Consider the following 22393-nt stretch of genomic DNA (forward strand, 5'->3'; position numbering starts at 1 on the left):
AGCGTGAGGAACGATCACTTCAACTATCGTGCGGCGCTCCGCGTCGCATGCCGTTTCTGGACGCTCCGCGTCCTCTTGACGACGCAGAGCGTCGAGAACTGCATTCCCACGCTGGAGCGTGAGGAACGATCACTTCAACTATCGTGCGGCGCTCCGCGTCGCATGCCGTTCTGGACGCTCCGCGTCCTCTTGACGACGCAAAGCGTCGAGAACTGCACTCCCACGCTGGAGCGTGTGGAACGAGAATCCCGACGATCGTGCCAACGCTCCGTGCAGTAGAGCCCGTCACTAAAAGTTGACAGTGGCCGACAATCTCGCCGTTCTGGGTGCGCCCATGAATAGGTAGTCGTCACCCAGATACTCCCCGGCATCACGCCAGTAGCGTTTGTCGAAAAGGTTGTCGACGGTCAGGCGCAGGACAGTGTCGTAGCCGCTGATTCGGGTGCTGTAACGGCTGCCGATATTGAACAGTGTGTAGCCATTGACCTGCACGGAGCCTTCACGGTCAGCGTACTTGCTGGCGCTATACTGCATCCCGCCGAGTAAGGCGAGCCCGGTCACCGGCAGTCTATAGTCAGCTTGCAGGGTGCCACGGTATTTGGGCACATTGAGGGCCTGGTGATCGTCGTAGGCGTCGGTGCCGCTGCCCTCGACTCGCGCCCGGATGGCCGCCGCACTGGCGGATATCTGCAGGCGGTCGGTCACCCAGCCACTCGCGCCCAGTTCAAGCCCGGTGTTTTTCTGCTCGCCTTGCTGCACATAGGTAAACGTGCCGTCATCGTGGGGCCTGGAATACTGGTAAGCCTGACGGGCTTGAAACACTGCGGCCGTCAGGCTCATACGCTGCCAGTCATACTTGATACCCGCTTCCAGTTGTCGAGACACGGTGGGCGCAAGAATTTCACTGGCGTTGGTAGTAAACCAGGCAGCTGTCCCGCCCAGCGAGAGGCCTTTGCTGTAGCTGGTGTAGAGCGAAACGTTGTCCACCGGTTTGTAGATCAATGCCGCCTGCGGCAGGAACACGTAACGCTCGGTGTGTCTTGCGTCGCTGCCGTCTTCGGTAAACGCCTGCTCGTGGAGCCGCACTTGTCGCCCGCCCAGCACGGTCTGCCAGTGCTCGTTGAAACTGATCCGGTCGGTGATAAACAGCCCGTACTGGCGGCTGTCCAGACGGCGCTCGGTATGTGGCAGTGTCAAAGGCGACGGTGCCACCGATTCAGGCGACTCGTTGATCGTGCCTGAGCCGACGAATTCATTGAAGGTCCCGCGCGTGTCCACGGTGCGGCGGTAGGCGCTGGTGCCGATGGTCAGCTCGTGCCCCAGTGATCCGGTATTGAACGTACCGGACATTGCCGCTTCGACCTCGTCGTTACGGCGCGTGTCGTCCGGGCTGCGGAAGTCGTAGATGTCGTAGCCACCCTCGGCGCTGAAGTGGTTGGGTACCGCTTCGGCTGCGCAGCTGGCCGAGCCGTAACAGCCCCACGCAAAGGCGCTGTAGTCATCAATGACCACGCGACTGCGCGACGCACTCAGGCTGCCCTTCCAGCTGTCGTTGAACCGGTATTCGAAACGCCCGTTCATGTTCAGCGAATCGATGCCCACCGGGTTGGACCAGTTTTGATAGCCCAGCAGCTTGCGTGGCGAGGCGTCGTGAGGCAGCACCGTGCCGCCGAGCAATTGATAACCGGGCACCGAGCGCTGCTCTTTGCTCTGATACTCGATGTCGAGTTGCAGCAAGGCGCGCTCGCTGATATTCCAGTCGAAGGCCAGCGAGGCGAAATCACGCTGGCCATCGGCGTGCTCGACGTACGAGTGAATGTCTTCATGGGCCAGGTTGGCGCGCAGCCCGAACTGCTGTTCGCTGCCGAACCAGCCGCCGACATCGGTCGCGAGGTAGCGCTCGCCGTGTTCGTTGGTAGATACCGTTACCGACCGGACATCCTGCGCGCGCTTGGTCTGGTAGTTGATGACACCACCGGGCTCTGAAACGCCGCTCTGCAAGCCGGACAGACCCTTGAGCAACTCGACCTGCTGCTTGTTCTCCAGCGCCACGTTCTGCTCGCCGGCAATGCTGCGGCCGTTGATGCGATAACTATTGGCCGCGTTCAACGAGAAGCCGCGCACCACAAAGTTTTCGTAATAGCCTACCGGCGCATAGCCGTCGCCGACCGAGGCATCGTTGCGCAGCACGTCACTCAGCAGTTTTGCCTGACGGTCCTTGATCAGCGCTTCGCTGAACACTGAAACCGAGGCAGGCGTGTCCAGCAGCGAAGCCTGATCAAACCCGTAAATCGACGCCCGACCAGCTTTATAGTCGCTGGCACCTTCCTGTTCGCTGAACCCGGTCACGTTGACCGCGTCCAGAGTGAGCGGATCCGCAGCCATTAGCGGCGAGGCAACAGCCATGCCCAACGGTAACAATCGCCAGGCATGACGCATGGCAGGTCGGTAGGGCGTACTCATCGATCAGACTCCGCAAGGACAGGTGCCTGGACAGACGCGATGCACCTTCCGGCAGGGGGCCAACCTTTTACGTTCACCGCCGGTTTTTTTCAACCTTTACGTGACGGTCTGCCGGTAAACGAATGACGCGGAAAAACTCTACTTACGTATCAGGGGAAAGAAGCCACCGCAAAAAACGTAGCGCACCGGAATAATTAAGCGTGAATTAAGTAAGTGTGGCTAATCTGAATTCAACAAAACCGCTGAACCAATCAGCGTGTCACGAATCCATTGAAACAGATCAATCAGAAAGGAATACCCTATGAAACTTATGCCTGCCGTCTTCGCCGCTGTTGCCCTCACTGCTGTTGCAGGTGCCGCCCAGGCCGACGTTGGTCCCGATGAAGTGATCCGCCTTTACAAGTCTCAGGCATTGGGTGACTTTGAACAGTTCAACAAGCAGGCCGTTGCCAAGCACACAGGCTTCACGGTCCACGATACCGAGCTTGAAAAAGAACGCGACGGCCGCTTGGTCTATAAGATCGAACTGAAAGACGCCAAGGGTGTGGAATGGAACTACGACGTCGATGCCAAGACGGGCGAAGTGGTACGTGACGCAAAGGATAACTGATCCGACTGCCACAACAGTTATCGCACCGAGAAACCATAAGAAAACTCCCACTACATTGTGGGAGTTTTCTTTTTCAAAGCTTTAACAAGCTATTACTGAGCCAACCCGACTTTCAGTAACTTCCCCTTGTCTTCATCCGTCAACAAATACAAGTAACCGTCCGGCCCCTGACGCACATCGCGTATCCGCTGTTTCATGCCTTTCAACAGCCGTTCTTCATGAACGATCTTGTCGCCATCAAATTGCAGCCTGATCAATTCCTCAGTGGCCAGCGCGCCGATGAACAGATTGTGATCCCACGCCTTGAACAGGCTGTGGTCATAGAACGCCATACCGCTGATGCCCGGTGACACTTCCCAGACCTGAAACGGTACTTTTGTGCCTTCGACAAACTTGCCTTTGGCTTCCGGAATCGGCTCGCCCGAATAATTGATACCGTGGGTCGCAATCGGCCAGCCATAATTCTGGCCACGCTCGATGATGTTCAATTCATCGCCGCCCTTGGGCCCATGCTCGTTGGTCCACAACGTACCGGTCCACGGGTTGAGCGCTGCGCCCTGCTGGTTGCGATGGCCGTAGGACCAGATCTCGGGCCGGACGTTTTTCTGCCCGACAAAAGGGTTGTCTTTCGGCACACTACCATCCGGGTAGATACGTACGATCTTGCCTTGCAGCTTGTCCAGGTCTTGCGCAGTAGGACGATCATTGTTTTCGCCCAGCGCGATAAACAGATAACCGTCGCGATCGAATACCATCCGCGCGCCGAAGTGGTTGCCCACCGATAGTTTTGGTTGCTGACGGAAGATGACTTCAAAATCTTCCAGCCTGGTCAGGTCTTTGGATAGACGGCCTCGCCCTGCCGCAGTACCCGCAGTATCTCCCTCGGCGGCGGTTTTGCCACTGCCTTCGGAGTAGGTCAGATAGACCATGCGGTCCTTGGCGAAGTCCGGGGAAAGCACAACGTCGAGCAGACCACCCTGCTTTCTTGCCCAGACTTGCGGCACACCGGAAAGCGGCTCGGATAATTTGCCGTCCGCCGACACGATACGCAGGTTGCCGGAGCGCTCCGTCACCAGAATGCCCTGCTTGTCAGGCAGAAATGCCAGTGCCCATGGGTGATCCAGACCTTCGGCAACCGGGGTGACCGTGACGGTGCCTTGTTCGCTTTTGTAGGTTTCCGGGGCGGCGCTTGCCGTCAGCGGCAGGCTCAGAATGGCAGCAGCACACCAAGTGGCGATCAGGGTTTTTCTAAGCATGAGCGTTTCCTTATGCATTGAGTCGACGTCCCGCGGTGAAACGGGCTCGCTTGGTTGAAGATTCAGTTGGCGCGGCTGGGGTCGGTTGTCGGCGTAGAGGGACGCGGAGCATTCTGGCGCGTGGGGTAGCCGTTGCCGATACCGCCGTTCTCCAGCGTAGGCCTGCGCACAGGCGGCGCAATATTGGAGCCGGGCGCGCGGGGCGTGATTGACTCGGTGCCCTGACGGCTGTTGGGGTTGGAGCGCTTGATCGGGCTGTTATAGGGGTTGCTGCTGGCGCCGTTGTTGAGTGTGCTGTTTGGCAGTGTCTGCGCCTGAACAGCACCGATGCCACATGACGCAACCAGCACGCCCCCTACAAGATTGCGCAAAAAACTGTTCATCACTACCTCTTGGCAAAGGTGAAACTGCGGGGTAACCGTGAAGACTCAGGCCTTTGACGGCAGCCCAGGCCTCAGGTTCGACCCGACAGTGTCGATGAGCAAGCATAGCGGTGTGAGAGTTTGTAACAAGGATGGTCAAAGCGCATACCTTCAGCCATGCGCGACGCCACGCAGGCTTGGCCCTGGCGCAGGGCAAGGAAGCGCCACGCACAGGTCACACATCGTGGTTTGCGGGCGTATCTACGCCGACTTCAAAGGCATCCTGAACGTGAAGACAGTGCCCTGCTCTTGTGTCGAGCACACTTCAAGCGTACCGCCATGCGCCACGGCTATCTCGCTGGCGATATAGAGCCCCAGGCCTAGCCCGGCTTGCGGCTCGTCGGTGATTGGCCGTGAGTAAGGGAGGAACAACTGCGAACGAACGGACTCGGGTATCGGCTCGCCCTGATTGGTAACGCTGAGTAGAAACAGATCACCGCGCACGCCCGCTGTCACCTCGACCGGGCTTTGGGGATCGCCGTGACTGATCGCGTTGGACACCAGATTGGACAGCAATTGTGCGATCCGCTCGTGGTCGCAGCGAATACGCTCCAGCATCTTTATATCCGACTTGATCAGCCGGGACGGGTGAACGCGGCGTATCTCTGACACAACATGCTCAAGCGTTTCATCCAGCCCGTGTGCATCGTGCATGCTCAGCGGAATACCATGTCCCATGCGGCCACGGGCAAAGTCGAGCACGTCGTCGACCAGTTGCGAGGCGCGTTTGCCAGACGTCAGGATGTGTTGCACGACTTGCAGGGCCTTTTCATCCAGTGGCCGACGCAGCAGCAATTCGGCACTGGCATTGATGGCAAACAAAGGGTTGCGCAGGTCATGCCCCAGAACGGCGATGAACTGCTCGCGCAGCTCTGCCACCTCACGCTCGGCCAGAAGGTCTTCACGCACTTGCTGCAGGTTTTCTTCGGCCTCGATCTGCAGTGCCAGAAGACGCGCAAAAGACGCCATCATCGACTCGATGGGGGTACCCGTCAGCTTGGCGGGTTTGGGGTCCAGCGCACAGATAGTGCCGAAAAAGGTGCCATTGGAGAGGAAGATCGGCACCGATATGTAACTCTGGAAGTTGTATAACCGCGGCGTATGGTGCTCACAAAACAGCGGATCCTCAGCGACATGATCAATCACCACAGCCTTGTGGGAGCTGCGAATCTCGTGGCAGATTGTGCTGCTGAGTTCCAGCTCGCCGCCGGGTTTCAAACCAAAATCCAGCTTGTCCAGAACCGCGCAGGCCATCCAGGTACTTTCGGTGACACGCGCCACGGCGGCAAAGCCCAGGCCGGTTGATTCGGTGATGACTTGCAGGATGGCCGGAACCGCGCTGATCCGGCTTATTTTGGCTACATCATTTGAAATGGATTGCCGCATGGAGAACCTGTACCAGCCTTGAGGTAATAGCGCAGCGTTTAGTTTAGGTCTGTAACGATCATTGTGCACCCGTGAATACGCCACGTTGACCGAAAAAAACCTGGCCGCACGTTCACTCATGCAGGAGGGCGCGGGAAGGCCACCGTGAACGTTGTACCCTCCTCAACCGACGAGCGAACCGTCACCTCACCCAGATGGGCTCGAACAATCTCACGAACAATGAACAGGCCAAGCCCGACTGTGCGGGTTTCGTCACTGTCGCTGACCACCCGTACGACCGGTTCGTACAGGTCGTCCACCTTCTCCATCGGTATCGGTTCGCCGACGTTGTGCACCGACAGCTTGATCAGCCAGGTATCGAAGGACGACGTGATCAAAACCTCGCTGCCGTCCGTGCCATAGTTGATGGCGTTGCTCACCAGATTGCCGAGCATTTGCAGGAGACGATCCGGATCCGCCGAGCACGCACCCTGTCCTTCGCTGCGATGCGTCAGCACCCTGTGCGGGAAAACCTGGCGCAGCTCTTCGACGCCTCGAGCAACAACCGCGTGCAGATCGATAGCCTGAGGGACCACGGCAATACCGCTGCCGACGCGGGCATGAGTAAAATCCAGCAGATCCACAATCATGCGGTCGGCCCGATCAGTGGAGTGGTGGATGTGCCCGAGGATTCGTTCTTGTCGCGACTCGAGTTGCGTGCGCTCCAGCAGCCCGGCCGCCATCTTGATTGCCGCCAGCGGGTTACGCAGGTCGTGGCTGACGATGCCAATCATCTGCTCGGCAAAAATGGCCCGTATTTCAGCCTCGGCATGAGCCAGACGCAGGCGATTGCGTGCCGAGGTAAGTTCTGTCTGAACAGTCATCTGTTGCTGCAACAGCTCTTCGGCGATCTTGCGCGCAGCAAGCAGTTCACGTTCGTACTTGTTGCGCTCCTCGGCCATGAACACCGCCACTTCATGCAAAACCCCGGTCGGATGCTCGCGGCGTACGGCATTGAGCATCATGGGAATGGCGCGGCCATCGGCATGGATCAATTCAACCTTGACCTCGGCAATCGACCCCTGGGTCTGTAACAGCGGCGCCCAGTGGGTTTGCAGGAAGACTTTGCCTGCCAGACTCAGCAGGTCTTGAAAGCGGCGACCCAGAACAGTTTCACGCTCAAGGCCCAGCCAGCGGCAGAACGTCAGATTGGCACGCTCAATGGTGCCATTGGGCAAGGTAACCAACAGACCGCAGGCCGCATGTTCGTACAGGTCTTCTGTGACTGGCAGACTCACCTGTTCAACCGTCATGTGCAGCGCTCTCGTAAGACGCCAGAAACTGATTCATGGCGGTTATGCATTCCTGCGGCGCGCTCATGTGCGGGTAATGCCCAACATTGTCGATCATGTGCAGGGTGCTGTCGGCAATGACACGGTGCAGGTACTCGCCAACCTGCACCGGCACCACCAGATCGTCACTGCTTTGTATGATCAGCGTCTTGCTTTTGAGTTTCGCGACATCGGCACGATGGTCGGAAAGAAAGGTTACGCGGGCAAACTGCCTGGCAATCTCGGCATTGGTACGACAGAAGCTGCTGGCAAGCTCTTCACCCAGTTCAGGCCGGTCAGAGGCGCCCATGAGTGTCGGCGCCATGGTGCTGGACCAGCCCAGGTAATTGCTTTCCAGCGTCTCAAGCAACGAGTCGATATCAGCGCGAGTGAAGCCGCCGACGTAATCACCGTCGTTGAGGTAATGGGGCGATGGACCCACCATGATATGGCCGTCGAACCGGCCGGGCGACTGCAGTTCAGCAAGCACCGCAATCATGCAACTGACCGAGTGACCGACATGCACAATCGGCCCGTCTCCGGCGAACTCGTCGACCAGTTCCAGTAAGTCGCTTGCATAGCCCTTGAGTGACGCATATTTGTGCGGGTACCAGGCCGACACGTCGGAATCTCCGCTGCCTACAAGGTCGAACAGAATAACCTTGAAGCGTTCGGCGAAGTGCGGAGCCATGAAGCGCCACATGTGCTGATCACAGCCGAATCCATGAGCAAAAATCAGAGTGGCCGGTCCGTCGCCCACGATATTGACGTTATTGCGCTGTTGGACCGACATATCGGGCTCCGAAAATAACCAGGCAACCGGCCTGTTGTGCATACCGTAATGATGATGAGAGGAGATTATCACCGTTAAAGGCACACTAGTGGCACAAACAGCACTTTAAGTCCGGAGCGGAAGAAGATTATTGATCGATGATCAGGGTCGGGCCATTGAGGCCTGAGCGTCGGTTATGCACGCTGCCTCGCCAGGCTGAGGATGTGTGACGCAGAACCTCACCAAAGGCATGCCAACGCAGAGCATTGGCACGGCAGGCAAATATCGCGATGACTATTGTGTCAATTGCGCTGGTCCAAGCCCGTTCTCGGACTCATGACCTGGAGGTTTCACCCCCCCTTACTCGCCGATATCTTCGTTCCACAACTCAGGCTTGCTGGCGATGAAGCCCTGCATCATGTGCTTGCACTCCTGGTTATCAAGCACCTCGATCTGCACGCCACGCGAGCGTAGCAATTCTTCCTCGCCCATGAACGACTGGTTCTCGCCGACGATCACCTTGCGAATGCCGTAGAGCAGGATCGCCCCGCTGCACATCGCACAAGGAGACAGCGTGGTATAGAGCACCGCGTCACGGTACACGCGGGCCGGTTGGCGACCGGCGTTTTCGAGAGCATCCATTTCGCCGTGCCTGGTTGCACTGCCCTCTTGCACACGGCGGTTATGCCCCCGACCAATGATCTTGCCCTCGTGAACAATGACCGAACCGATGGGGATTCCACCTTCCCTCAGCCCTAGTTGTGCCTCATCGATTGCAGCCTGCATGAATGCGTCCATGGTTTTGCCTCATATCATCGAATGGATGTCAGCGTTGCAGTGCTGCCTGAGCGTTGCCCAGCGCACGACTTACGAATTGTCCCAGCAGCTCCGAGGACCGGGCTTTCATGTCGGCACTGACCTGGGTGTTTCTGGCTCTGAATCTGCTCACCAGGGAAGGCGAGTCCTCGCCCTGATTGAGCGAACGCAATTCCTCGGCCGTAAATGAATGGGCATAGGCCGCTGCCAGATTGCGGTCCCATCGCGATTGATACTCAGGTTGCAGGCGCTGCAACTCTTTTTGCACCAGTTCCTGAGCTTCGGTCTTGCCAATTGCTTGCACGATACCGGCAAACGTCGCTGTGCGCGAGGCGACCTGATAACCCAGCCACGCCAGACCTTCGCCCAGATTTCGCTGTTCCACCAACGCCAGCGCCATGTCATCCGCTTCTTCAGCATTGACCGGGTGCATCGCGTCCAGGCACAGGCAGGCCATGAGTGCCATACAGGTCTGCCACGCACCTCGCGAGCCCTGGATGTAATCAGCCATGGCTCCTCCTGAGCATGAATTGACTGAGTCTTGAACTTAACAGCTCGGCAGGGCTTTACCACCCGACACGTCGTATACCGGCCATTGATGACGTTATCAGCTATGCCCCTTCCATGATCCTTGCAGCGCAACAGTCACAGACTGTGACTGACTTTGGCGGCAACATCGGCTGGTAACCAGGCTTTCCAGACCTCAGGGTGCTGCTTGAGGAACCTGGCGGCGGCGACGCCGGGGTCCTCATGTTTGTCACTCATTTCACCCAATGTCCGGTTGAGCAGATCAATTGGAAAATCGACGTTTTTGAAGACACTCACCAACTCTGGGTATTGCTTGCTGAATTCTGCCGACACACCAATAGACAACGTCGCCGCCAGCGAAGAGGTGCCACGCGGGTTGGGATTACTCGCGTCGGTCAGGGTTTTCCAGGCTTCGGCATCGAAAGCGGGCTCTTCCAGTTTGATCAGCTTGTACTTGCCCAGCAGGGGTGTGGGTGACCAGTAATAGAACAGCACTGGTTTGCCACGGCGGATGGCCGATGCGACTTCGGCGTCCAGCGCCGCGCCCGAGCCGGTGCGAAAGTTGACGAAGCTGTCTGTCAAGCCATAAGCCTTGAGCTTCTGGGTGTTGACGATCTCCGAAGTCCAACCGCTCGGGCTGTTCAGAAAACGACCCTTGTCGGGCGATTCAGGGTCTTTGAAAACGTCCTTGTAGCGCGCCAGGTCAGCGACAGACTTCAGATCGGGCGCTACAGGTTTGATACCTTTGGCGGCATCGCCCTTGATCACGTACTCAGGCACCCACCAGCCTTCGGTCGCGCCTTTGACGATGTTGCCCAGGCCGAGCACCTTGCCGTCAGCTTCAGCCTTGACCCACACCGGGCTGCGTCCGGTCCACTCTTCAGCGATCACCTGAATGTCGTTTTTCGCCAGCGCGGTTTCCAGGCTGACGGTGCTGCCGGGCAAGGTATCAGTACGGTAGCCATAGCCTTTCTCGACAAGGGTACGCAGCACCTCGGTGATCAGGCTGCCACTTTCCCAGGTAAGCGCACCGAACTGGATAGGCGCGTTTTTTTCAGCCGCCCCTGCTGTCTGCCCAAGCAGCCCCAGCGCCAGAAGTGAACAGCCCAACAGTCGTGTTATCGATTTCATGCTCACCTCAAATGGCGGGGGAAAAAAACGGGTCTGAAACTATCGACAGCAGCCCGTAGCGATTAGTTGTGACGGCTTTAGCCTCTGTATGATGCGAAGCCCACGTTCCGAGCCTGTCCGCGATGTCTGAAATCCGCTTTTACCCGTTACCCGATGCGTGCCGCCCGCTGTTGGGCAAGTTTTACCGCGAGCACCAGTCATCGATGCGTGCGGCCAGCAAGGGGCAGGCGTGGGTGGCGAAGCAGGCAGAAATCATCGGTGCCTTGTGCCTGACGCCCGTCGCTGAGGGACATTGGCTGACCGGGCTGTTCGTAGCGCCCCCCATGCGCGGGAAGACAGTGGCGCGAAGCTTGATCGACGCCGCGCTGCAACCGCTGGCCGGGCCGGTATGGCTGTTCTGCCACCCTGATTTGCTGGGGTTTTACCAGCTCGCCGGGTTTGAGACAGCACAACGTCTGCCACACACCCTCGGCGAGAAATTCATGCGCTACAGCCGCAGCAAACCGCTGATTGCGCTCTGTCGGGAAGCCTGACGGTTTTGCAGAGCCGTCGGGTGATCACTCATCGGCATTGGGGTCCATGTCCGGGAACATTACGTCCGTGAAGCCGAACTTGCTGAAATCGGTAATGCGCGACGGGTAGAGACGACCAATCAGGTGGTCGCATTCATGCTGCACGACCCGAGCATGAAACCCATGGGCAACACGCTCGACAGGCTGGCCTTCAGGGTCAAAACCTTCATAGCGAATGCTCTGGTAACGATTCACCATACCCCGCAACCCGGGCACCGACAGGCACCCTTCCCAACCCTCTTCCAGGCTCGGGCTCAATGGGGTAATCAGTGGGTTAAGCAGGATCGTCTGCGGGACCGCCTCGGCCTGGGGATAGCGCTCGCTGCGCTCGAAACCGAAAATGACCAGTTGCAGATCAATGCCGATCTGCGGTGCGGCAAGGCCCACACCGCCCACGCTGTGCATGGTCTCGAACATATCGGCAATCAGCGTGTTGAGTTCGCTGCTGCCGAACATGTCTGCGGGCACCGGAGGGGCGATGCGCAACAGGCGCTCATCGCCCATTTTCAGGATGCTACGGATCATGGCTGCGTGTTCCTTGCCTAAAAAGCAATCTTGCCACAGAACGCGATCAGGTTTCGTCAGCCTTCTGCAGTGGCACCGAGTGATCGCGGCCCAGCCCGGAAACGTGCTGTTTGCCTGTTTCGCTGCTTTCCTCGCCCAGCCCGTCACCGGCTTCCTTCTCGCCTGCGTCCTTGCCTTCGGCGGACATATGCTCGATCACCGCATTCATTTCAGCCCCCAACAACAGCACGGCAGCCGAAATGTAGAAGTACAGCAGCAGGACAATGATCGCGCCGATACTGCCGTACATGGCGTTGTAATCGGCAAAGGTCTTGACGTAAAAACCAAACGCCAGTGAAGCAACGATCCATACCACCACCGCCAGCACCGAGCCTGGGGTAATAAAGCGAAACTCCTGTTTGACGTCAGGCATCACGTAATAGATCAGCGCCACCGCAACCATCAGCAGAATGATGATCGCCGGCCAGCGCAGGATGGTCCACAGCGTCACGATGAAGTCTTCCATGCCGATCTGGGCTGCAATCCAGTTCATCACTTGCGGCCCCAGCACCATGAAAGCTGCGGCCGCGAGCAACATGCCGGCAATGCCTACGGTATACAGGATCGACAGCGGGAGGCGCTTCCAGATAGGCCGCCCTTCGACCACGTCGTAGGCAGCGTTCATGGCACTCATCATCAGGCGCACACCTGCTGAAGCAGTCCACAGCGCGATCACGATACCGATGGACAGCAGGCCACCCTTGGACTGTTGCAACTGGTCGATGACCGGGTTGACCTGCTCGAGCGCCTGGGGCGGCAAGAGGAATTCCGATTGCAGCCGCAACCAGGAAAAAAAGTCCGGCAGGTGCAGAAAGCCGATCAATGCGATCAGAAACAGCAGAAACGGAAACAGAGAGAACAGCATCTGATAAGCCAGTGCCGAGGCGTAGGTGGACATCTCGTCGTCGAGGAACTCGTTGACGGTTCTCACCAGCACCTTGCTGACTTTCAATTTACGCAAATGGGGGAAAATCATGGCGCTTCCTCTCGCTCCCTTACTGGAAAACCTCACATCCTGAAAACCGGTACTTCATGCATGCAGTGTCCCGTATGTGGCGCAGAGATGCGAATACCGATGGCACATTGACTGGACAGGTCGTGAAAGGTTTCAGTCCCGCAGAGCAGAAAGCATAACGGCCATCCGCGGATGGCCGTTATCGGTCTTGCCTGATCCCGGAATGAAAGCCCCGGGACCCATCGACTCAAGCCTTGTCCACACCCTTCTTGATCGCGTCCTTGGCTTTGCCTTTGGCTTGCTGGCCTTCGCCTTTCAGCTCTTGCGCCTTGCCTTCAGCCCGCAGTTTGGTGTTGTCGGTAGCCTTGCCAACAGCCTGCTTGACGTTACCAACGGCTTCGTTGGCCATACCTTTGGCTTTATCGCTGGTGCTGCTCATCGTGAATCTCCTGGGTCTGAAGACCGCGCTGGAATCGGATGTCGTACTCGACAAAATGGTTGACCTGCGGCTGTCGCGAAGAGTTTCAACTATTTTCTGGCCGGCTGATGCCACTCGTCTGCCATGTGCAATGGCGCGTTTTTAGCGCCGCCGACGGCGAGTTTGCATCGAAGTTTGTGCGAGAATGCGCGCCACTGTTGTCCGGCAGGGCCGACACGCTGAACAAACCGATGCACAGGAACGTTATGAAACTCGATAAAAAGCTGGCCATTGCACGCAGAAACCAGGACTTGGGCGGCGCGGTGCTCGGCGTCAATAACACGCACTTCGCCGTGCTGGACCCAAAAAGAAACATCTGGTGGTTCGACCTGCCTGTGCCGCGCCTGCAAGTGGGTCAGTACGAATGGCTGCACTTGCTGCTGCACACACCTGAAACCGACCAGTTGCTGCACCTGAAAGTGACCACGGTGTTCATGCGCGATCACATGGAAGGCCTTGAAGTGCGCAATGCGGACAAACGCAAGCCGACCGTCAGCCTGGAGCTGAGCGCCGACAAGGATTCATTCCTCAAGGACATGCGCCCCAAGGGCAGCAACCTGGGTTTTGCCGCCTTCTTGCAAAAATAGCTGCACCAGCAGTCGTCACGTTCCCGCACGGCTCGGGATGAAAGTTGCCAATCGGCAGCCTCATCCCGGCCTGCCGCTTCACGTAAACCGACGCACCGCCAGATACCCCGCCGTCCCGGCCAATGCCGACACCACCGTACCCCACGCAAGGTCTATCAGCGCCAGTTGCGCAGGCCAGCCCTGCAAGGTGGCCCAGTTGGTCAGGTCATAAGTACCGTAGGCAACCAGCCCCAGCAGCCCGCTGAACAAGGTCGCACGGCTCAGTCGCTCCTCTCTGACCGCGGGCATTACGCCGAAAACCACGACGCCTGCCCCGTAGAGCAGATAGAACGCTATTGCAGGCCCAGCCACGGGCGTGGCAAGCATCAGCGGTCCGAGCCATTCACGGTAGGTCGGCCCCATGAGGACGCCCAGCCACAACCCGTCGAGGATCAGAAACGCCAGTAACGTGCCGAAGTAAGCCGTGAGTATTCTTTTCATGGGACGTCCTTGATGAAATTCCGGGCCCGGGCGATATATCAGACCAGGTCGATACGGTCAGCGTGAATCACGATCTGCCCCTGTTTGTACAACGCACCGATAGCTTTCTTGAAGTTACCTTTGCTGACCCCAAACAGGCCGCTGATGACCTGCGGATCGCTTTTGTCGCTGACTGGCAATGTACCGTTGTTCTCACGCAGCTTTGAGAGAATTTTCGAATTCAGGCTGCTCGCTGCTTCTGCGCCCACCGGCTGCAGGCTCAGGCTGATATTGCCGTCGGCACGGATTTCCTTGATGTAGCCCTTTTCCTGCTTGCCGGCGCGCATGAACTTGAACACTTCGTTCTTGTGAATCAAGCCCCAATGCTTGTTGTTGATAATCGCCTTGAAACCCATATCGGTCGCTTCGGCGACCAGCAGGTCAACCTCCTGGCCGACGCTGTAACTGGCCGGGGTTTTGTCCAGATAGCGATCCAGGCGCGCGGTGGCGGTGATGCGCCGCGTGTGTTTATCGAGGTAAACATGAACCACACAGTATTCACCGGCCTGCAAGGTACGCTTCTCTTCGGAGTACGGCAGCAACAGGTCCTTGGGCAGGCCCCAGTCGAGGAACACGCCGATGCTGTTGACTTCAACCACCTTGAGGCTGGCAAACTCACCGACCTGCACTTTGGGTTTTTCAGTGGTGGCGATCAGCTTGTCTTCGCTGTCCAGGTAGATGAACACATTGAGCCAGTCTTCATCTTCAGTAGGAATATCCTTGGGGATGTACCGATTGGGCAGAAGGATTTCACCATCCTGCGCACCGTCCAGATACAGACCGAAGTTCGTGTGCTTGACGATTTGCAAGCTGTTGTAGCGCCCGATTAAAGCCATTTCCAGATACCCTCATTGCGTGGGCGGCATTCTACCCGACTTTACCGCCGGGTTCGCGCCGCGTGGCAGAAGGTGCCGACATAGCCTCCACTCGTCAGTTTCCCCGATCGAAACGGCTTGACTCGCTCGGGCAGCACAAAGGCTACCAGTCATAAACTTGTCTTTTAAAACAGTGTGTTAGATTTAAATCGCGCAGAGCCCAGGCAGCTCCGCCAAACGGCCGACCTCGGGCGAATGCCATATTTGCCAAGCAATAATCAAGCGTTTCCTGTACTCTGGCTGGCCGTATTACGTTTATGAAGGTAAATGGCAGCCATGCGTATCAAAGCATCCCACTCGAAAGCCAAACCCGCCCCAGCCGTTGAAACGAGCGATTCGATCAACGCGCAGATTGCAGCTTTCCTGAAGTCCGGCGGTGAAATCCAGCAAATTGCCAAAGGCGTGAGTGGCCAGACCTTCGCACCTTCCAAGCAGATCAATCTCGGTAAAAAGTAAAACCGCGCCCTGCCTGTCGATCTCTATGCGCCTTGACGCTCAAGGCGCTAGATTGACGATCCTTCGCTGGATATTCTTCCGGTCACGCTGCTACTCTCTCCTCTGATATCACTATGACCACGAGCTGGATCACGCTCTGGACGTTATCTCCTTTGTGGAATGCTCGAATGAAGAACTGGATGCTTTTCGGCGCACTTGTCTACCTTGGCGGCTGCGCATCGCACCACTGCGAAAACGGTCCCAATGACAGTCAGCTCACCGACAGCCCATGCCGGGCGGGGCATCTGCTTTATCAGAACGACATGCTCCAGGCCAAGTTGCTGATCAGCGAAGACGACCGCGAAAACTACGAGCTGGCCGAAGCCATGCTGCGCCGTGCTGCACTCGACGACGCATCGGGCGAAGCCGAGTTCTACCAGGCCGTACTGTTGATCCGCCAGCAGGCCGATCAAAAACAGATTATCGAACTGCTGCAAACTGCGGCAAAGCACAAGCATCCACTGGCCATCGCCCTGCTCTCGCAACAGCTGAGCGTCAGCGACCCGAAGCTTGCTGAACGTTACCAGGCCGAGTACTCCCAACTGGACGTTGCCAAGAGCGGCTACCCGTCATTTCAACAGGCGCTGGTAGTGATTCGCGGCCTGGTCATCCCCTCGGCGCGTACCACTGCGGCTAACTGACACACAACGGATCGACGAACGGTGCGCCCGCGGTCCATTTCAACGGTATCCTTGCGAGGCTCTAGCTCGCGGCTTGTGTCGGCTCCTGAGCCATTTTTGATACGCCATCCCTGACCACACTCCTCGCAGATCAAGGAGTGAGCCATGCTCAGCCATCGCTTACATGTGCTGTCTTTCAGCGCCATGCTTGTCTGTCAGTCCGTCTCTGCCCAGGTTCTGGAGCGGGATTTGGGCGACTTCGACCTGAAACTGGCAACTACGCCCACGCGCAGCATGGCGCAAGGCCTTGTGACGCCCAGCGGCGGCTCGGGCTCTTTTCATGGCGGACTGGACCTGACCCACGAGAGCGGCTTCTACTTCGGCCAATGGGCACCGAACATGGGTTTTGCTTCCGATTCAGGGATGGAACTTGACTCCTATATGGGCTTCAAGAAACCCTTCGATAATACCTTGGGCTATGAACTGGGGATGATTCGTTACAGCTACCCCGATACCAGCCAGATCGACAGTCACGAGTTCTACGCCGGACTGCGCATGCGAAACAGCCGCATCGGCGCAGCGTTCAGTAACGATGTTGGCACACGCGACAGCACGGTATTTGTCGACCTGGGGGCTATCGAGCAACTGGGTGTGGGCGTGCGCATGCAATACGCCAATCATCAGTTCGACACCCCGCAGTCTTCCGCCGACGGCGGGTTGATCAACGGTTTCAACGACTGGTCGCTTAACCTGTCACGCCCCTGGCTGGGCATTGACATGAACCTCATCTACAGCGGCTCAAGCCTGAGCGGCGGCGATTGCAGTGTCTACAGCGGCCACAACGCGCGCTGTGAAGGGACGTTTACGCTCAAAGCGGTGCGCTCGTTCTTTTAAAGGCTCAAACCGGTTGAACTGCCAGACGCTACACTCCTCTACTGCACGTCAGTACGCCAAGGAGTTGTCATGCAGTCTTTATTCAAAGCCCTCATCACCCTGTTGATGACCACTGCGCTGCTTGCAGGATGCAATCAGGTTGGACTGGCGTATCGCAATCTCGACGTCATCATCCCGTGGACGCTCAGCGACTACCTGGACATGAATTCGGAACAGAAAAGCTGGCTGGATGTGCGCCTCAAGCAACACTTGAGCTGGCATTGCAGTACCCAGTTGCCGGAGTATCTGACCTGGCTGGACAAGCTTGAAGACATGGTCAAGACCGACCAGGTGACTTACGAAGGGCTGCAAGCCCGTACCAGCGAAGCCAAAGAGGCGATAGCCAAGATCTCGAAGGAAATCACCCCATCTGCCGTGGAGTTGCTGTCGCGCTTTGACGACAAGCAAGTGCAGGAGATGCAGGAGTCGTTTGCCAAGGATCAGCGTAAACGTGAAAACAAATACCTTGAGCAACCACTGGAACGCCAGGTTGCAGAGCGTGCCGACCGGATGGAGAAACGCGTGACACCGTGGGTCGGCAAGCTTAATCAGGCGCAGAAGGATCGCATTCAGGTATGGTCTGCATCACTGGGCGAGCAGAACAAGGCGTGGATTGAAAACCGTACGCGCTGGCAGAACCTGTTCCTGGCCACGGTCCAGCAGCGTCAGGCCAGTGACTTCCCGCAACGCATCGCCGCGCTGCTGCAGGACCGCGAGACGTTCTGGACCCCTGAATACCGCAAGGCCTACGACCAGACCGAGAAGGCCGCGATATCGCTGATCGTCGACATCACCGCCCTGAGCACCCCGGAACAGCGCGCCAAACTGCTGAGCCGCATCGCCGACATGCGCAAGGACTTCACCGACCTGGATTGCCTGAAGTCGCAGAAGTAGTCCGCTAGCCCTATCACCATGACTATCGTGCCCATGCTCTGAAGTGGGCATGCCGTTCCGGACGCTCTGCGTTCTGCCTTGAGTGCGCGGCGCAGGATCGTGACGCAGAGCGTCACCCAATGCATTCCCACGCTGGAGCGTGAGGAACGATGGTCATTTCAGCACAACTATGACTATCGTACCCATGCTCCGCGTGGGTATGCCGTTCTGGACGCTCTGCGTCCTCAGAATCGGCATGTGCAGTGTCAGCGGTTTCAGGCGATCTGCGGCTTTTTGGCGATGGTGTCGAAGAGTGCGGGGTCAAGCGGGTCGCCTGCCTGCTCATTCAGCACCTGACGAGGGTGATCATTTCCCGGAATGCTGCTGTCGATCAAAGAAAGCAGGCTTGCGCCGCGCTTTGTCAGCATGTAGCTCGAGCCATCACCGCCCTCCTCGCCAGGACGAGGTTCGATGTAACCGCGATTAAGCAGCGTCTCAAACTCAGTGGCTGTCGATTTGGCGCCGTCGTTCTGCACTTCGTGCAACAAACGCTCGATAAGGTCCCAGTTGTAAGTCATTTTTCTAAACCTCCGTCCAGCATGGATTGATCGCCCATGACATCCAGCCACAGGCATACGACTCAGAAAATGTGACCTGCGGGGTTTGTCGCGGTTCAGAGAAGCTGCTGGAAGATATAACGGGGGGTTGTTCTGCACAGGTGGCAGACAGAGGAGAAGCTGACCGCTCCCGCCTGCGCGGGAGCGATCATGGCAATCACTCGGCAGCCGGGGCCGGGGTGCTGCGTTTTTTCAGCGGCGCCATGCCGTCCTGGCTGACCAGATCGGACTTGGGACGGTTGACCGTCTTGCGCTTGGTCGGCCCCTTGGCCGCTGTCTTTTTCTTGTCGCCCTTGGCGTCAGTCTTTTTCTTCTTCACGCCTACAGCCTTGCCCGATGCCTTGACCTTCTTCGGCCCGCCGTAAGTGCCTTTGACTTCCTTGATGACACGACGCTCAAAGCTCTGCTTGAGGTAGCGCTCGACGCTCGACATCAGGTTCCAGTCGCCATGACAGATCAGCGAGATCGCCAGACCGTCGCTACCCGCACGGCCGGTACGACCGACGCGGTGGACGTAATCGTCACCGCTGCGCGGCATGTCGAAGTTGATCACCATGTCCAGACCTTCAACATCAAGACCGCGAGCCGCCACATCGGTGGCGACCATGATCTTGGCACCGCCCTGCTTCAGACGGTCGATAGCCGCCTTGCGGTCCTTCTGGTCCTTGTCGCCGTGCAGCACGAACGCCTTGTATTCCAGTGCAACCAGACGGCCGTACAAACGGTCGGCCATCGCCTTGGTGTTGGTGAAAATAATGGCTTTCTGGTAGGTCTCGTTGGCCAGCAGCCAGTTCAGCACCTGCTCTTTGTGCACATTGTGGTCGGCAGTGATGATCTGGTGGCGTGTGCCGGAAGCCAGTTCGCTGACGCTGTTCACTTGCAGGTGCTGTGGATCCTTGAGCACCTTGCCGATCATTTCCCGCAGGCCAGCGCCGCCGGTGGTCGCGGAGAACAGCATGGTCTGCTCACGACCGGCACATTCGCCGGCCAGACGCTCGACGTCTTCGGAGAAGCCCATGTCCAGCATGCGGTCGGCTTCGTCCAGCACCAGCACTTCAACGTGCTTGAGGTCCAGATTGCCTGCGTTCAACTGCTCCAGCAGACGACCCGGCGTGCCGATCAGAATGTCCGGCACCTTGCGCAGCATCGCGGCCTGAACCTTGAAGTCCTCACCACCAGTGATCAAACCGGCCTTGACGAAAGTGAACTGCGAGAAGCGCTCGACTTCCTTGAGCGTCTGCTGAGCCAGCTCGCGGGTAGGAAGCAGGATTACCGCACGGATATCGACACGAACCTTGGCCGGGCCGATCAGACGGTTGAGGATCGGCAGCACAAATGCCGCGGTCTTGCCGCTACCGGTTTGCGCTGTCACCCGCAGGTCACGCCCTTGCAGTGCGAGCGGAATGGCGGCCGCCTGCACAGGCGTAGGCTCGACAAATTTAAGCTCGGCCACAGCTTTAAGCAGGCGTTCGTGCAGGGCGAATTCGGAAAACACGGGTGCTACCTCGACGAAAAACAAAAATACAGCCGCATAGCGTAACGGTTTCGAGCGCCGGGGCCGAGTTTCTTTACCAACAAAGGCCGATTTTGTTTATAAATTGCCCGGTGAAGCACCGCCGCAAGCAGCACAATCGAACCGCTGAAGGTGATCAACCAGCACGCCTCAGCACACCGGCAGCACAATATCCACCACCAACCCACCGCCCGGCCGATTGCGCGCAGCAATCTGTCCACCGTGCATTTCAACGGCACGCAGCGCGATGGCCAGGCCCAGACCGAAGCCTTGCGCGGTATTGTCGGGGCCACGCTCAAAGGGCTGAAAAATACGTTGCAGGCAATCGTCATCCACGCCCGGCCCCTGATCAATGACATTGACCGTCAAGCACGGCGGCTGCGCCTGAACATTGGCAACCACCACCACATCAGTGCGCACCGCCGTGTGGCGAACCGCGTTGCGGATCACGTTTTCGAATGCCCGGTAAAGCAATTCGCTGTCGACCTGTGCCACAAAAGGTTCGGGGGCCTGCAGCCTGACCCGACACTGTTTCAGGCCAGCCTCGAACGCGGCATCCTCGACGATGGCGGCCAGCAGGCTGATGACATCGACCGTCTCTCGCTCCAGGCTTTCGGCATCGCTCTGCATGCGCGCCAGGGTCAGCAGCTCCTCGATGAGTGCGTCCATCCGTTCCGACTCGCGCTCGATCCGCTCGAGCATGTCCAGTTGCGTCGGCGCCTGGCGCAACAGGCCAACGGCAGCGCTCATGCGGGTCAGCGGTGAACGCAGCTCATGGGAAATGTCATGCAATAGTTGCTGCTGAGAGTCGGCCATGACCTTGAGCTGATTGGCCATACGGTCGCAATCCTCGGCAAGGTCGACGATTTCATCGCGCCGGCGGCCCATGTCGGGTTTCACCCTGGTGTCGAAACGACCTCTGGCGACCTTGCCCATCGCCTCACGCAACTTAATCAGCGGTGCCACCAGATAGGCGCTGAGGAACCAGCTGAACAGCGCACTCATGAAGGTGCCGGTGATCAGTGGGTTAAGGTGGGAAGGCCGATCTTCGTGGTTGGGCCGTTGGGTGGCCCTGATGTTTACGACTGTGCCTTCCCTTGTGTGCACGGCCATTTCGAAACGCGGATTATCTACCGGCTTGCCCGCCAGCAACCGGCCCCTGTCATCGTACAGCCCGACCCGGTCCTGCCCGTCAGGCTGCCAGGCATCGAGCAACGCCTGCCCTGCGGGAATGCCCGACTGTTGAAGCATGCGCACTTCGTTGTCGAACACGGTGCTGAACGAGGGGTCGCCCGGTCCTGACCGGGACAGCATGAACAAGCCCGCACCGACCATGAAGGTCAGGCTGGTCGCCAGCCAGAACGCCAGAAACAGCTTCCAGAATAACCGGCTCGGCCTCATGGCGTAATCAACAGGTAGCCCAGATTGCGTACGCTCTGTATCCAGCTCTGGTTATCGTTGCGCGGCCCGAGTTTGTGGCGAATGCTGCTGATGTGCACATCGATGCTGCGGTCATAGCGGGCCAGCGGCCGCCCCAGTGCGTTCATCGACAGATTCTGCTTGCTGACCAGTTGCCCGGCATGACGCGCCAGCTCCTCCAGCAGGCAGAATTCGTTGCCGGTCAGCTCCAGCGTGACGCCCTGCCAGCGTGCTTCACGTTTGCCCGGCCAGAGCGTCAGGTCACCGGCCTGAATCACCTCCCTGACCGTCTCGACCACCGGCACCGCCCTCACCCGGCGCATGATCGCCCGCAGACGCGCCACCAGCTCACCCGGCGAGCTGGGCTTGGGCACGTAATCGTCGGCGCCCAGTTCCAGACCGGAAATACGGTCGATATTGTCGCCGCGTGCGGTCAGCAGAATCACCGGCACCTGGCTTTGCGCACGGATCCGCCGCAGCACCTCAATGCCGGAGATGCGCGGCATCATGATGTCGAGCACAACAATGTCGTGACGACCGGACAGCGCCTCGATTTCCCCTTCTTCCGCACTGTTGGTGCAGGTCACAGTGAAGCTTTCACGGGTCAGGTACTGGCTGAGCATTTCGGTCAGTTCCCGATCATCGTCGACAAGCAATACGCGAGTCATGGCAGGCCCTT

25 protein-coding genes are annotated in these 22393 nt (G+C 58.2%); 7 read left to right on the top strand and 18 right to left on the bottom strand.

From position 1 onward, the window contains the following. Positions 1-288: 288 nt before the first annotated feature. Positions 289-2463 carry a TonB-dependent siderophore receptor gene (locus RYA97_RS19435; RefSeq protein ID WP_117139427.1) on the bottom strand — a complete coding sequence of 725 codons (2175 nt, stop codon included), beginning with the start codon at positions 2461-2463 and terminating at the stop codon, positions 289-291. 301 nt (positions 2464-2764) lie between these two features. Here RYA97_RS19435 and RYA97_RS19440 point away from each other — a divergent pair, with 301 nt between their 5' ends. Next, complete coding sequence (locus RYA97_RS19440) at positions 2765-3073, top strand: PepSY domain-containing protein (protein WP_004657615.1); 309 nt, start codon at positions 2765-2767, stop codon at positions 3071-3073. A 92-nt stretch (positions 3074-3165) separates the two neighbouring features. Here RYA97_RS19440 and RYA97_RS19445 read toward each other — a convergent pair whose 3' ends face one another. The 8 genes from RYA97_RS19445 to RYA97_RS19480 all read right to left on the bottom strand — a co-directional run bounded on the left by RYA97_RS19445 (position 3166) and on the right by RYA97_RS19480 (position 10694). Continuing rightward, a complete protein-coding gene (locus RYA97_RS19445; protein ID WP_117139428.1) occupies positions 3166-4329 on the bottom strand; it encodes a PQQ-dependent sugar dehydrogenase in 1164 nt (387 codons plus the stop codon). Between the two features lie 62 nt (positions 4330-4391). Continuing rightward, positions 4392-4712, bottom strand: coding sequence for a hypothetical protein (locus RYA97_RS19450; RefSeq protein ID WP_002552537.1), 321 nt, complete (start codon positions 4710-4712; stop codon positions 4392-4394). 240 nt (positions 4713-4952) lie between these two features. Further along, positions 4953-6137 (bottom strand): GAF domain-containing sensor histidine kinase, encoded by a 1185-nt coding sequence (locus RYA97_RS19455; RefSeq protein ID WP_058408492.1) that lies wholly within the window; start codon positions 6135-6137, stop codon positions 4953-4955. Positions 6138-6253: 116 nt separating this feature from the next. After that, positions 6254-7429: a PAS domain-containing sensor histidine kinase gene (locus tag RYA97_RS19460; protein WP_004664208.1), complete on the bottom strand. Its 1176-nt coding sequence runs from the start codon at positions 7427-7429 to the stop codon at positions 6254-6256. After that, positions 7419-8240 (bottom strand): alpha/beta fold hydrolase, encoded by an 822-nt coding sequence (locus RYA97_RS19465; protein ID WP_057424201.1) that lies wholly within the window; start codon positions 8238-8240, stop codon positions 7419-7421. Before RYA97_RS19465 ends, RYA97_RS19460 begins: the two co-directional genes overlap by 11 nt. A 339-nt stretch (positions 8241-8579) precedes the next feature. Next, entirely contained in the window at positions 8580-9017 is a 438-nt protein-coding gene (locus RYA97_RS19470) for a nucleoside deaminase (protein ID WP_057424197.1), read from the bottom strand. Between the two features lie 28 nt (positions 9018-9045). Next, entirely contained in the window at positions 9046-9546 is a 501-nt protein-coding gene (locus tag RYA97_RS19475) for a hypothetical protein (protein ID WP_117139429.1), read from the bottom strand. A 134-nt stretch (positions 9547-9680) separates the two neighbouring features. Further along, entirely contained in the window at positions 9681-10694 is a 1014-nt protein-coding gene (locus tag RYA97_RS19480; RefSeq protein ID WP_002554395.1) for an ABC transporter substrate-binding protein, read from the bottom strand. Between the two features lie 122 nt (positions 10695-10816). On the opposite strand from RYA97_RS19480, the gene RYA97_RS19485 reads away from it, so the two are divergent. Next, complete coding sequence (locus RYA97_RS19485) at positions 10817-11227, top strand: GNAT family N-acetyltransferase (RefSeq protein ID WP_002554396.1); 411 nt, start codon at positions 10817-10819, stop codon at positions 11225-11227. A 24-nt stretch (positions 11228-11251) separates the two neighbouring features. Here RYA97_RS19485 and def read toward each other — a convergent pair whose 3' ends face one another. From def to RYA97_RS19500, 3 genes are all read right to left on the bottom strand, one after another. Next, positions 11252-11791, bottom strand: coding sequence for a peptide deformylase (gene def / locus RYA97_RS19490; protein WP_316892930.1), 540 nt, complete (start codon positions 11789-11791; stop codon positions 11252-11254). A 46-nt stretch (positions 11792-11837) separates the two neighbouring features. After that, positions 11838-12806, bottom strand: coding sequence for a YihY/virulence factor BrkB family protein (locus tag RYA97_RS19495; RefSeq protein WP_002554398.1), 969 nt, complete (start codon positions 12804-12806; stop codon positions 11838-11840). 226 nt (positions 12807-13032) lie between these two features. Continuing rightward, positions 13033-13224 carry a CsbD family protein gene (locus tag RYA97_RS19500; protein ID WP_002554399.1) on the bottom strand — a complete coding sequence of 64 codons (192 nt, stop codon included), beginning with the start codon at positions 13222-13224 and terminating at the stop codon, positions 13033-13035. A 245-nt stretch (positions 13225-13469) separates the two neighbouring features. On the opposite strand from RYA97_RS19500, the gene RYA97_RS19505 reads away from it, so the two are divergent. Next, complete coding sequence (locus RYA97_RS19505) at positions 13470-13850, top strand: hypothetical protein (protein WP_002554400.1); 381 nt, start codon at positions 13470-13472, stop codon at positions 13848-13850. A 78-nt stretch (positions 13851-13928) separates the two neighbouring features. On the opposite strand, the gene RYA97_RS19510 is transcribed toward RYA97_RS19505, so the two are convergent. Together RYA97_RS19510 and RYA97_RS19515 are read right to left on the bottom strand one after the other, a co-directional pair. Beyond that, positions 13929-14330: a DUF2177 family protein gene (locus RYA97_RS19510; RefSeq protein WP_316892932.1), complete on the bottom strand. Its 402-nt coding sequence runs from the start codon at positions 14328-14330 to the stop codon at positions 13929-13931. 38 nt (positions 14331-14368) lie between these two features. Next, complete coding sequence (locus tag RYA97_RS19515) at positions 14369-15205, bottom strand: S1 RNA-binding domain-containing protein (RefSeq protein ID WP_002554402.1); 837 nt, start codon at positions 15203-15205, stop codon at positions 14369-14371. A gap of 306 nt (positions 15206-15511) precedes the next feature. Between RYA97_RS19515 and RYA97_RS19520 the strand changes: the two genes are divergently transcribed. The 4 genes from RYA97_RS19520 (at position 15512) to RYA97_RS19535 (ending at position 18186) form a co-directional block, all read left to right on the top strand. Further along, complete coding sequence (locus RYA97_RS19520; RefSeq protein WP_002554403.1) at positions 15512-15700, top strand: hypothetical protein; 189 nt, start codon at positions 15512-15514, stop codon at positions 15698-15700. Between the two features lie 167 nt (positions 15701-15867). Then, positions 15868-16380 carry a hypothetical protein gene (locus tag RYA97_RS19525; RefSeq protein WP_004657591.1) on the top strand — a complete coding sequence of 171 codons (513 nt, stop codon included), beginning with the start codon at positions 15868-15870 and terminating at the stop codon, positions 16378-16380. 144 nt (positions 16381-16524) lie between these two features. Beyond that, complete coding sequence (locus RYA97_RS19530; RefSeq protein ID WP_005734007.1) at positions 16525-17253, top strand: TorF family putative porin; 729 nt, start codon at positions 16525-16527, stop codon at positions 17251-17253. A 69-nt stretch (positions 17254-17322) separates the two neighbouring features. Then, on the top strand, positions 17323-18186 hold the full coding sequence (locus RYA97_RS19535; protein ID WP_316892934.1) for a DUF6279 family lipoprotein: 864 nt from the start codon (positions 17323-17325) through the stop codon (positions 18184-18186). 254 nt (positions 18187-18440) lie between these two features. Here RYA97_RS19535 and RYA97_RS19540 read toward each other — a convergent pair whose 3' ends face one another. The 4 genes from RYA97_RS19540 to RYA97_RS19555 all read right to left on the bottom strand — a co-directional run bounded on the left by RYA97_RS19540 (position 18441) and on the right by RYA97_RS19555 (position 22382). Then, positions 18441-18743, bottom strand: a complete 303-nt coding sequence (locus tag RYA97_RS19540) for a hypothetical protein (protein WP_005734009.1) — start codon at positions 18741-18743, stop codon at positions 18441-18443. Positions 18744-18939: 196 nt separating this feature from the next. Continuing rightward, on the bottom strand, positions 18940-20277 hold the full coding sequence (locus tag RYA97_RS19545; protein WP_002554408.1) for a DEAD/DEAH box helicase: 1338 nt from the start codon (positions 20275-20277) through the stop codon (positions 18940-18942). A gap of 168 nt (positions 20278-20445) precedes the next feature. Further along, complete coding sequence (locus RYA97_RS19550; RefSeq protein WP_316892936.1) at positions 20446-21696, bottom strand: ATP-binding protein; 1251 nt, start codon at positions 21694-21696, stop codon at positions 20446-20448. Next, entirely contained in the window at positions 21693-22382 is a 690-nt protein-coding gene (locus RYA97_RS19555) for a response regulator transcription factor (protein WP_316892938.1), read from the bottom strand. Before RYA97_RS19555 ends, RYA97_RS19550 begins: the two co-directional genes overlap by 4 nt. Between the last annotated feature and the right edge of the window lie 11 nt (positions 22383-22393).

It is taken from the genome of Pseudomonas syringae group sp. 26L6 (assembly GCF_032587815.1).
Taxonomy (GTDB): domain Bacteria; phylum Pseudomonadota; class Gammaproteobacteria; order Pseudomonadales; family Pseudomonadaceae; genus Aquipseudomonas; species Aquipseudomonas amygdali.

Excerpts from the sequence above, each read along its gene's own strand:
- RYA97_RS19435 (WP_117139427.1), bottom strand. The coding sequence starts at position 2,463 with ATGAGTACGCCCTACCGACCTGCCATGCGTCATGCCTGGCGATTGTTA.
- RYA97_RS19550 (WP_316892936.1), bottom strand. The coding sequence starts at position 21,696 with ATGAGGCCGAGCCGGTTATTCTGGAAGCTGTTTCTGGCGTTCTGGCTG.
- RYA97_RS19460 (WP_004664208.1), bottom strand. The coding sequence starts at position 7,429 with ATGACGGTTGAACAGGTGAGTCTGCCAGTCACAGAAGACCTGTACGAA.
- RYA97_RS19465 (WP_057424201.1), bottom strand. The coding sequence starts at position 8,240 with ATGTCGGTCCAACAGCGCAATAACGTCAATATCGTGGGCGACGGACCG.
- RYA97_RS19485 (WP_002554396.1), top strand. The coding sequence starts at position 10,817 with ATGTCTGAAATCCGCTTTTACCCGTTACCCGATGCGTGCCGCCCGCTG.
- RYA97_RS19440 (WP_004657615.1), top strand. The coding sequence starts at position 2,765 with ATGAAACTTATGCCTGCCGTCTTCGCCGCTGTTGCCCTCACTGCTGTT.
- RYA97_RS19475 (WP_117139429.1), bottom strand. The coding sequence starts at position 9,546 with ATGGCTGATTACATCCAGGGCTCGCGAGGTGCGTGGCAGACCTGTATG.
- RYA97_RS19450 (WP_002552537.1), bottom strand. The coding sequence starts at position 4,712 with ATGAACAGTTTTTTGCGCAATCTTGTAGGGGGCGTGCTGGTTGCGTCA.
- def (WP_316892930.1), bottom strand. The coding sequence starts at position 11,791 with ATGATCCGTAGCATCCTGAAAATGGGCGATGAGCGCCTGTTGCGCATC.
- RYA97_RS19495 (WP_002554398.1), bottom strand. The coding sequence starts at position 12,806 with ATGATTTTCCCCCATTTGCGTAAATTGAAAGTCAGCAAGGTGCTGGTG.
- RYA97_RS19515 (WP_002554402.1), bottom strand. The coding sequence starts at position 15,205 with ATGGCTTTAATCGGGCGCTACAACAGCTTGCAAATCGTCAAGCACACG.
- RYA97_RS19525 (WP_004657591.1), top strand. The coding sequence starts at position 15,868 with ATGAAGAACTGGATGCTTTTCGGCGCACTTGTCTACCTTGGCGGCTGC.
- RYA97_RS19535 (WP_316892934.1), top strand. The coding sequence starts at position 17,323 with ATGCAGTCTTTATTCAAAGCCCTCATCACCCTGTTGATGACCACTGCG.
- RYA97_RS19530 (WP_005734007.1), top strand. The coding sequence starts at position 16,525 with ATGCTCAGCCATCGCTTACATGTGCTGTCTTTCAGCGCCATGCTTGTC.
- RYA97_RS19510 (WP_316892932.1), bottom strand. The coding sequence starts at position 14,330 with ATGAAAAGAATACTCACGGCTTACTTCGGCACGTTACTGGCGTTTCTG.
- RYA97_RS19505 (WP_002554400.1), top strand. The coding sequence starts at position 13,470 with ATGAAACTCGATAAAAAGCTGGCCATTGCACGCAGAAACCAGGACTTG.
- RYA97_RS19480 (WP_002554395.1), bottom strand. The coding sequence starts at position 10,694 with ATGAAATCGATAACACGACTGTTGGGCTGTTCACTTCTGGCGCTGGGG.
- RYA97_RS19500 (WP_002554399.1), bottom strand. The coding sequence starts at position 13,224 with ATGAGCAGCACCAGCGATAAAGCCAAAGGTATGGCCAACGAAGCCGTT.
- RYA97_RS19445 (WP_117139428.1), bottom strand. The coding sequence starts at position 4,329 with ATGCTTAGAAAAACCCTGATCGCCACTTGGTGTGCTGCTGCCATTCTG.
- RYA97_RS19455 (WP_058408492.1), bottom strand. The coding sequence starts at position 6,137 with ATGCGGCAATCCATTTCAAATGATGTAGCCAAAATAAGCCGGATCAGC.
- RYA97_RS19555 (WP_316892938.1), bottom strand. The coding sequence starts at position 22,382 with ATGACTCGCGTATTGCTTGTCGACGATGATCGGGAACTGACCGAAATG.
- RYA97_RS19540 (WP_005734009.1), bottom strand. The coding sequence starts at position 18,743 with ATGACTTACAACTGGGACCTTATCGAGCGTTTGTTGCACGAAGTGCAG.
- RYA97_RS19470 (WP_057424197.1), bottom strand. The coding sequence starts at position 9,017 with ATGGACGCATTCATGCAGGCTGCAATCGATGAGGCACAACTAGGGCTG.
- RYA97_RS19520 (WP_002554403.1), top strand. The coding sequence starts at position 15,512 with ATGGCAGCCATGCGTATCAAAGCATCCCACTCGAAAGCCAAACCCGCC.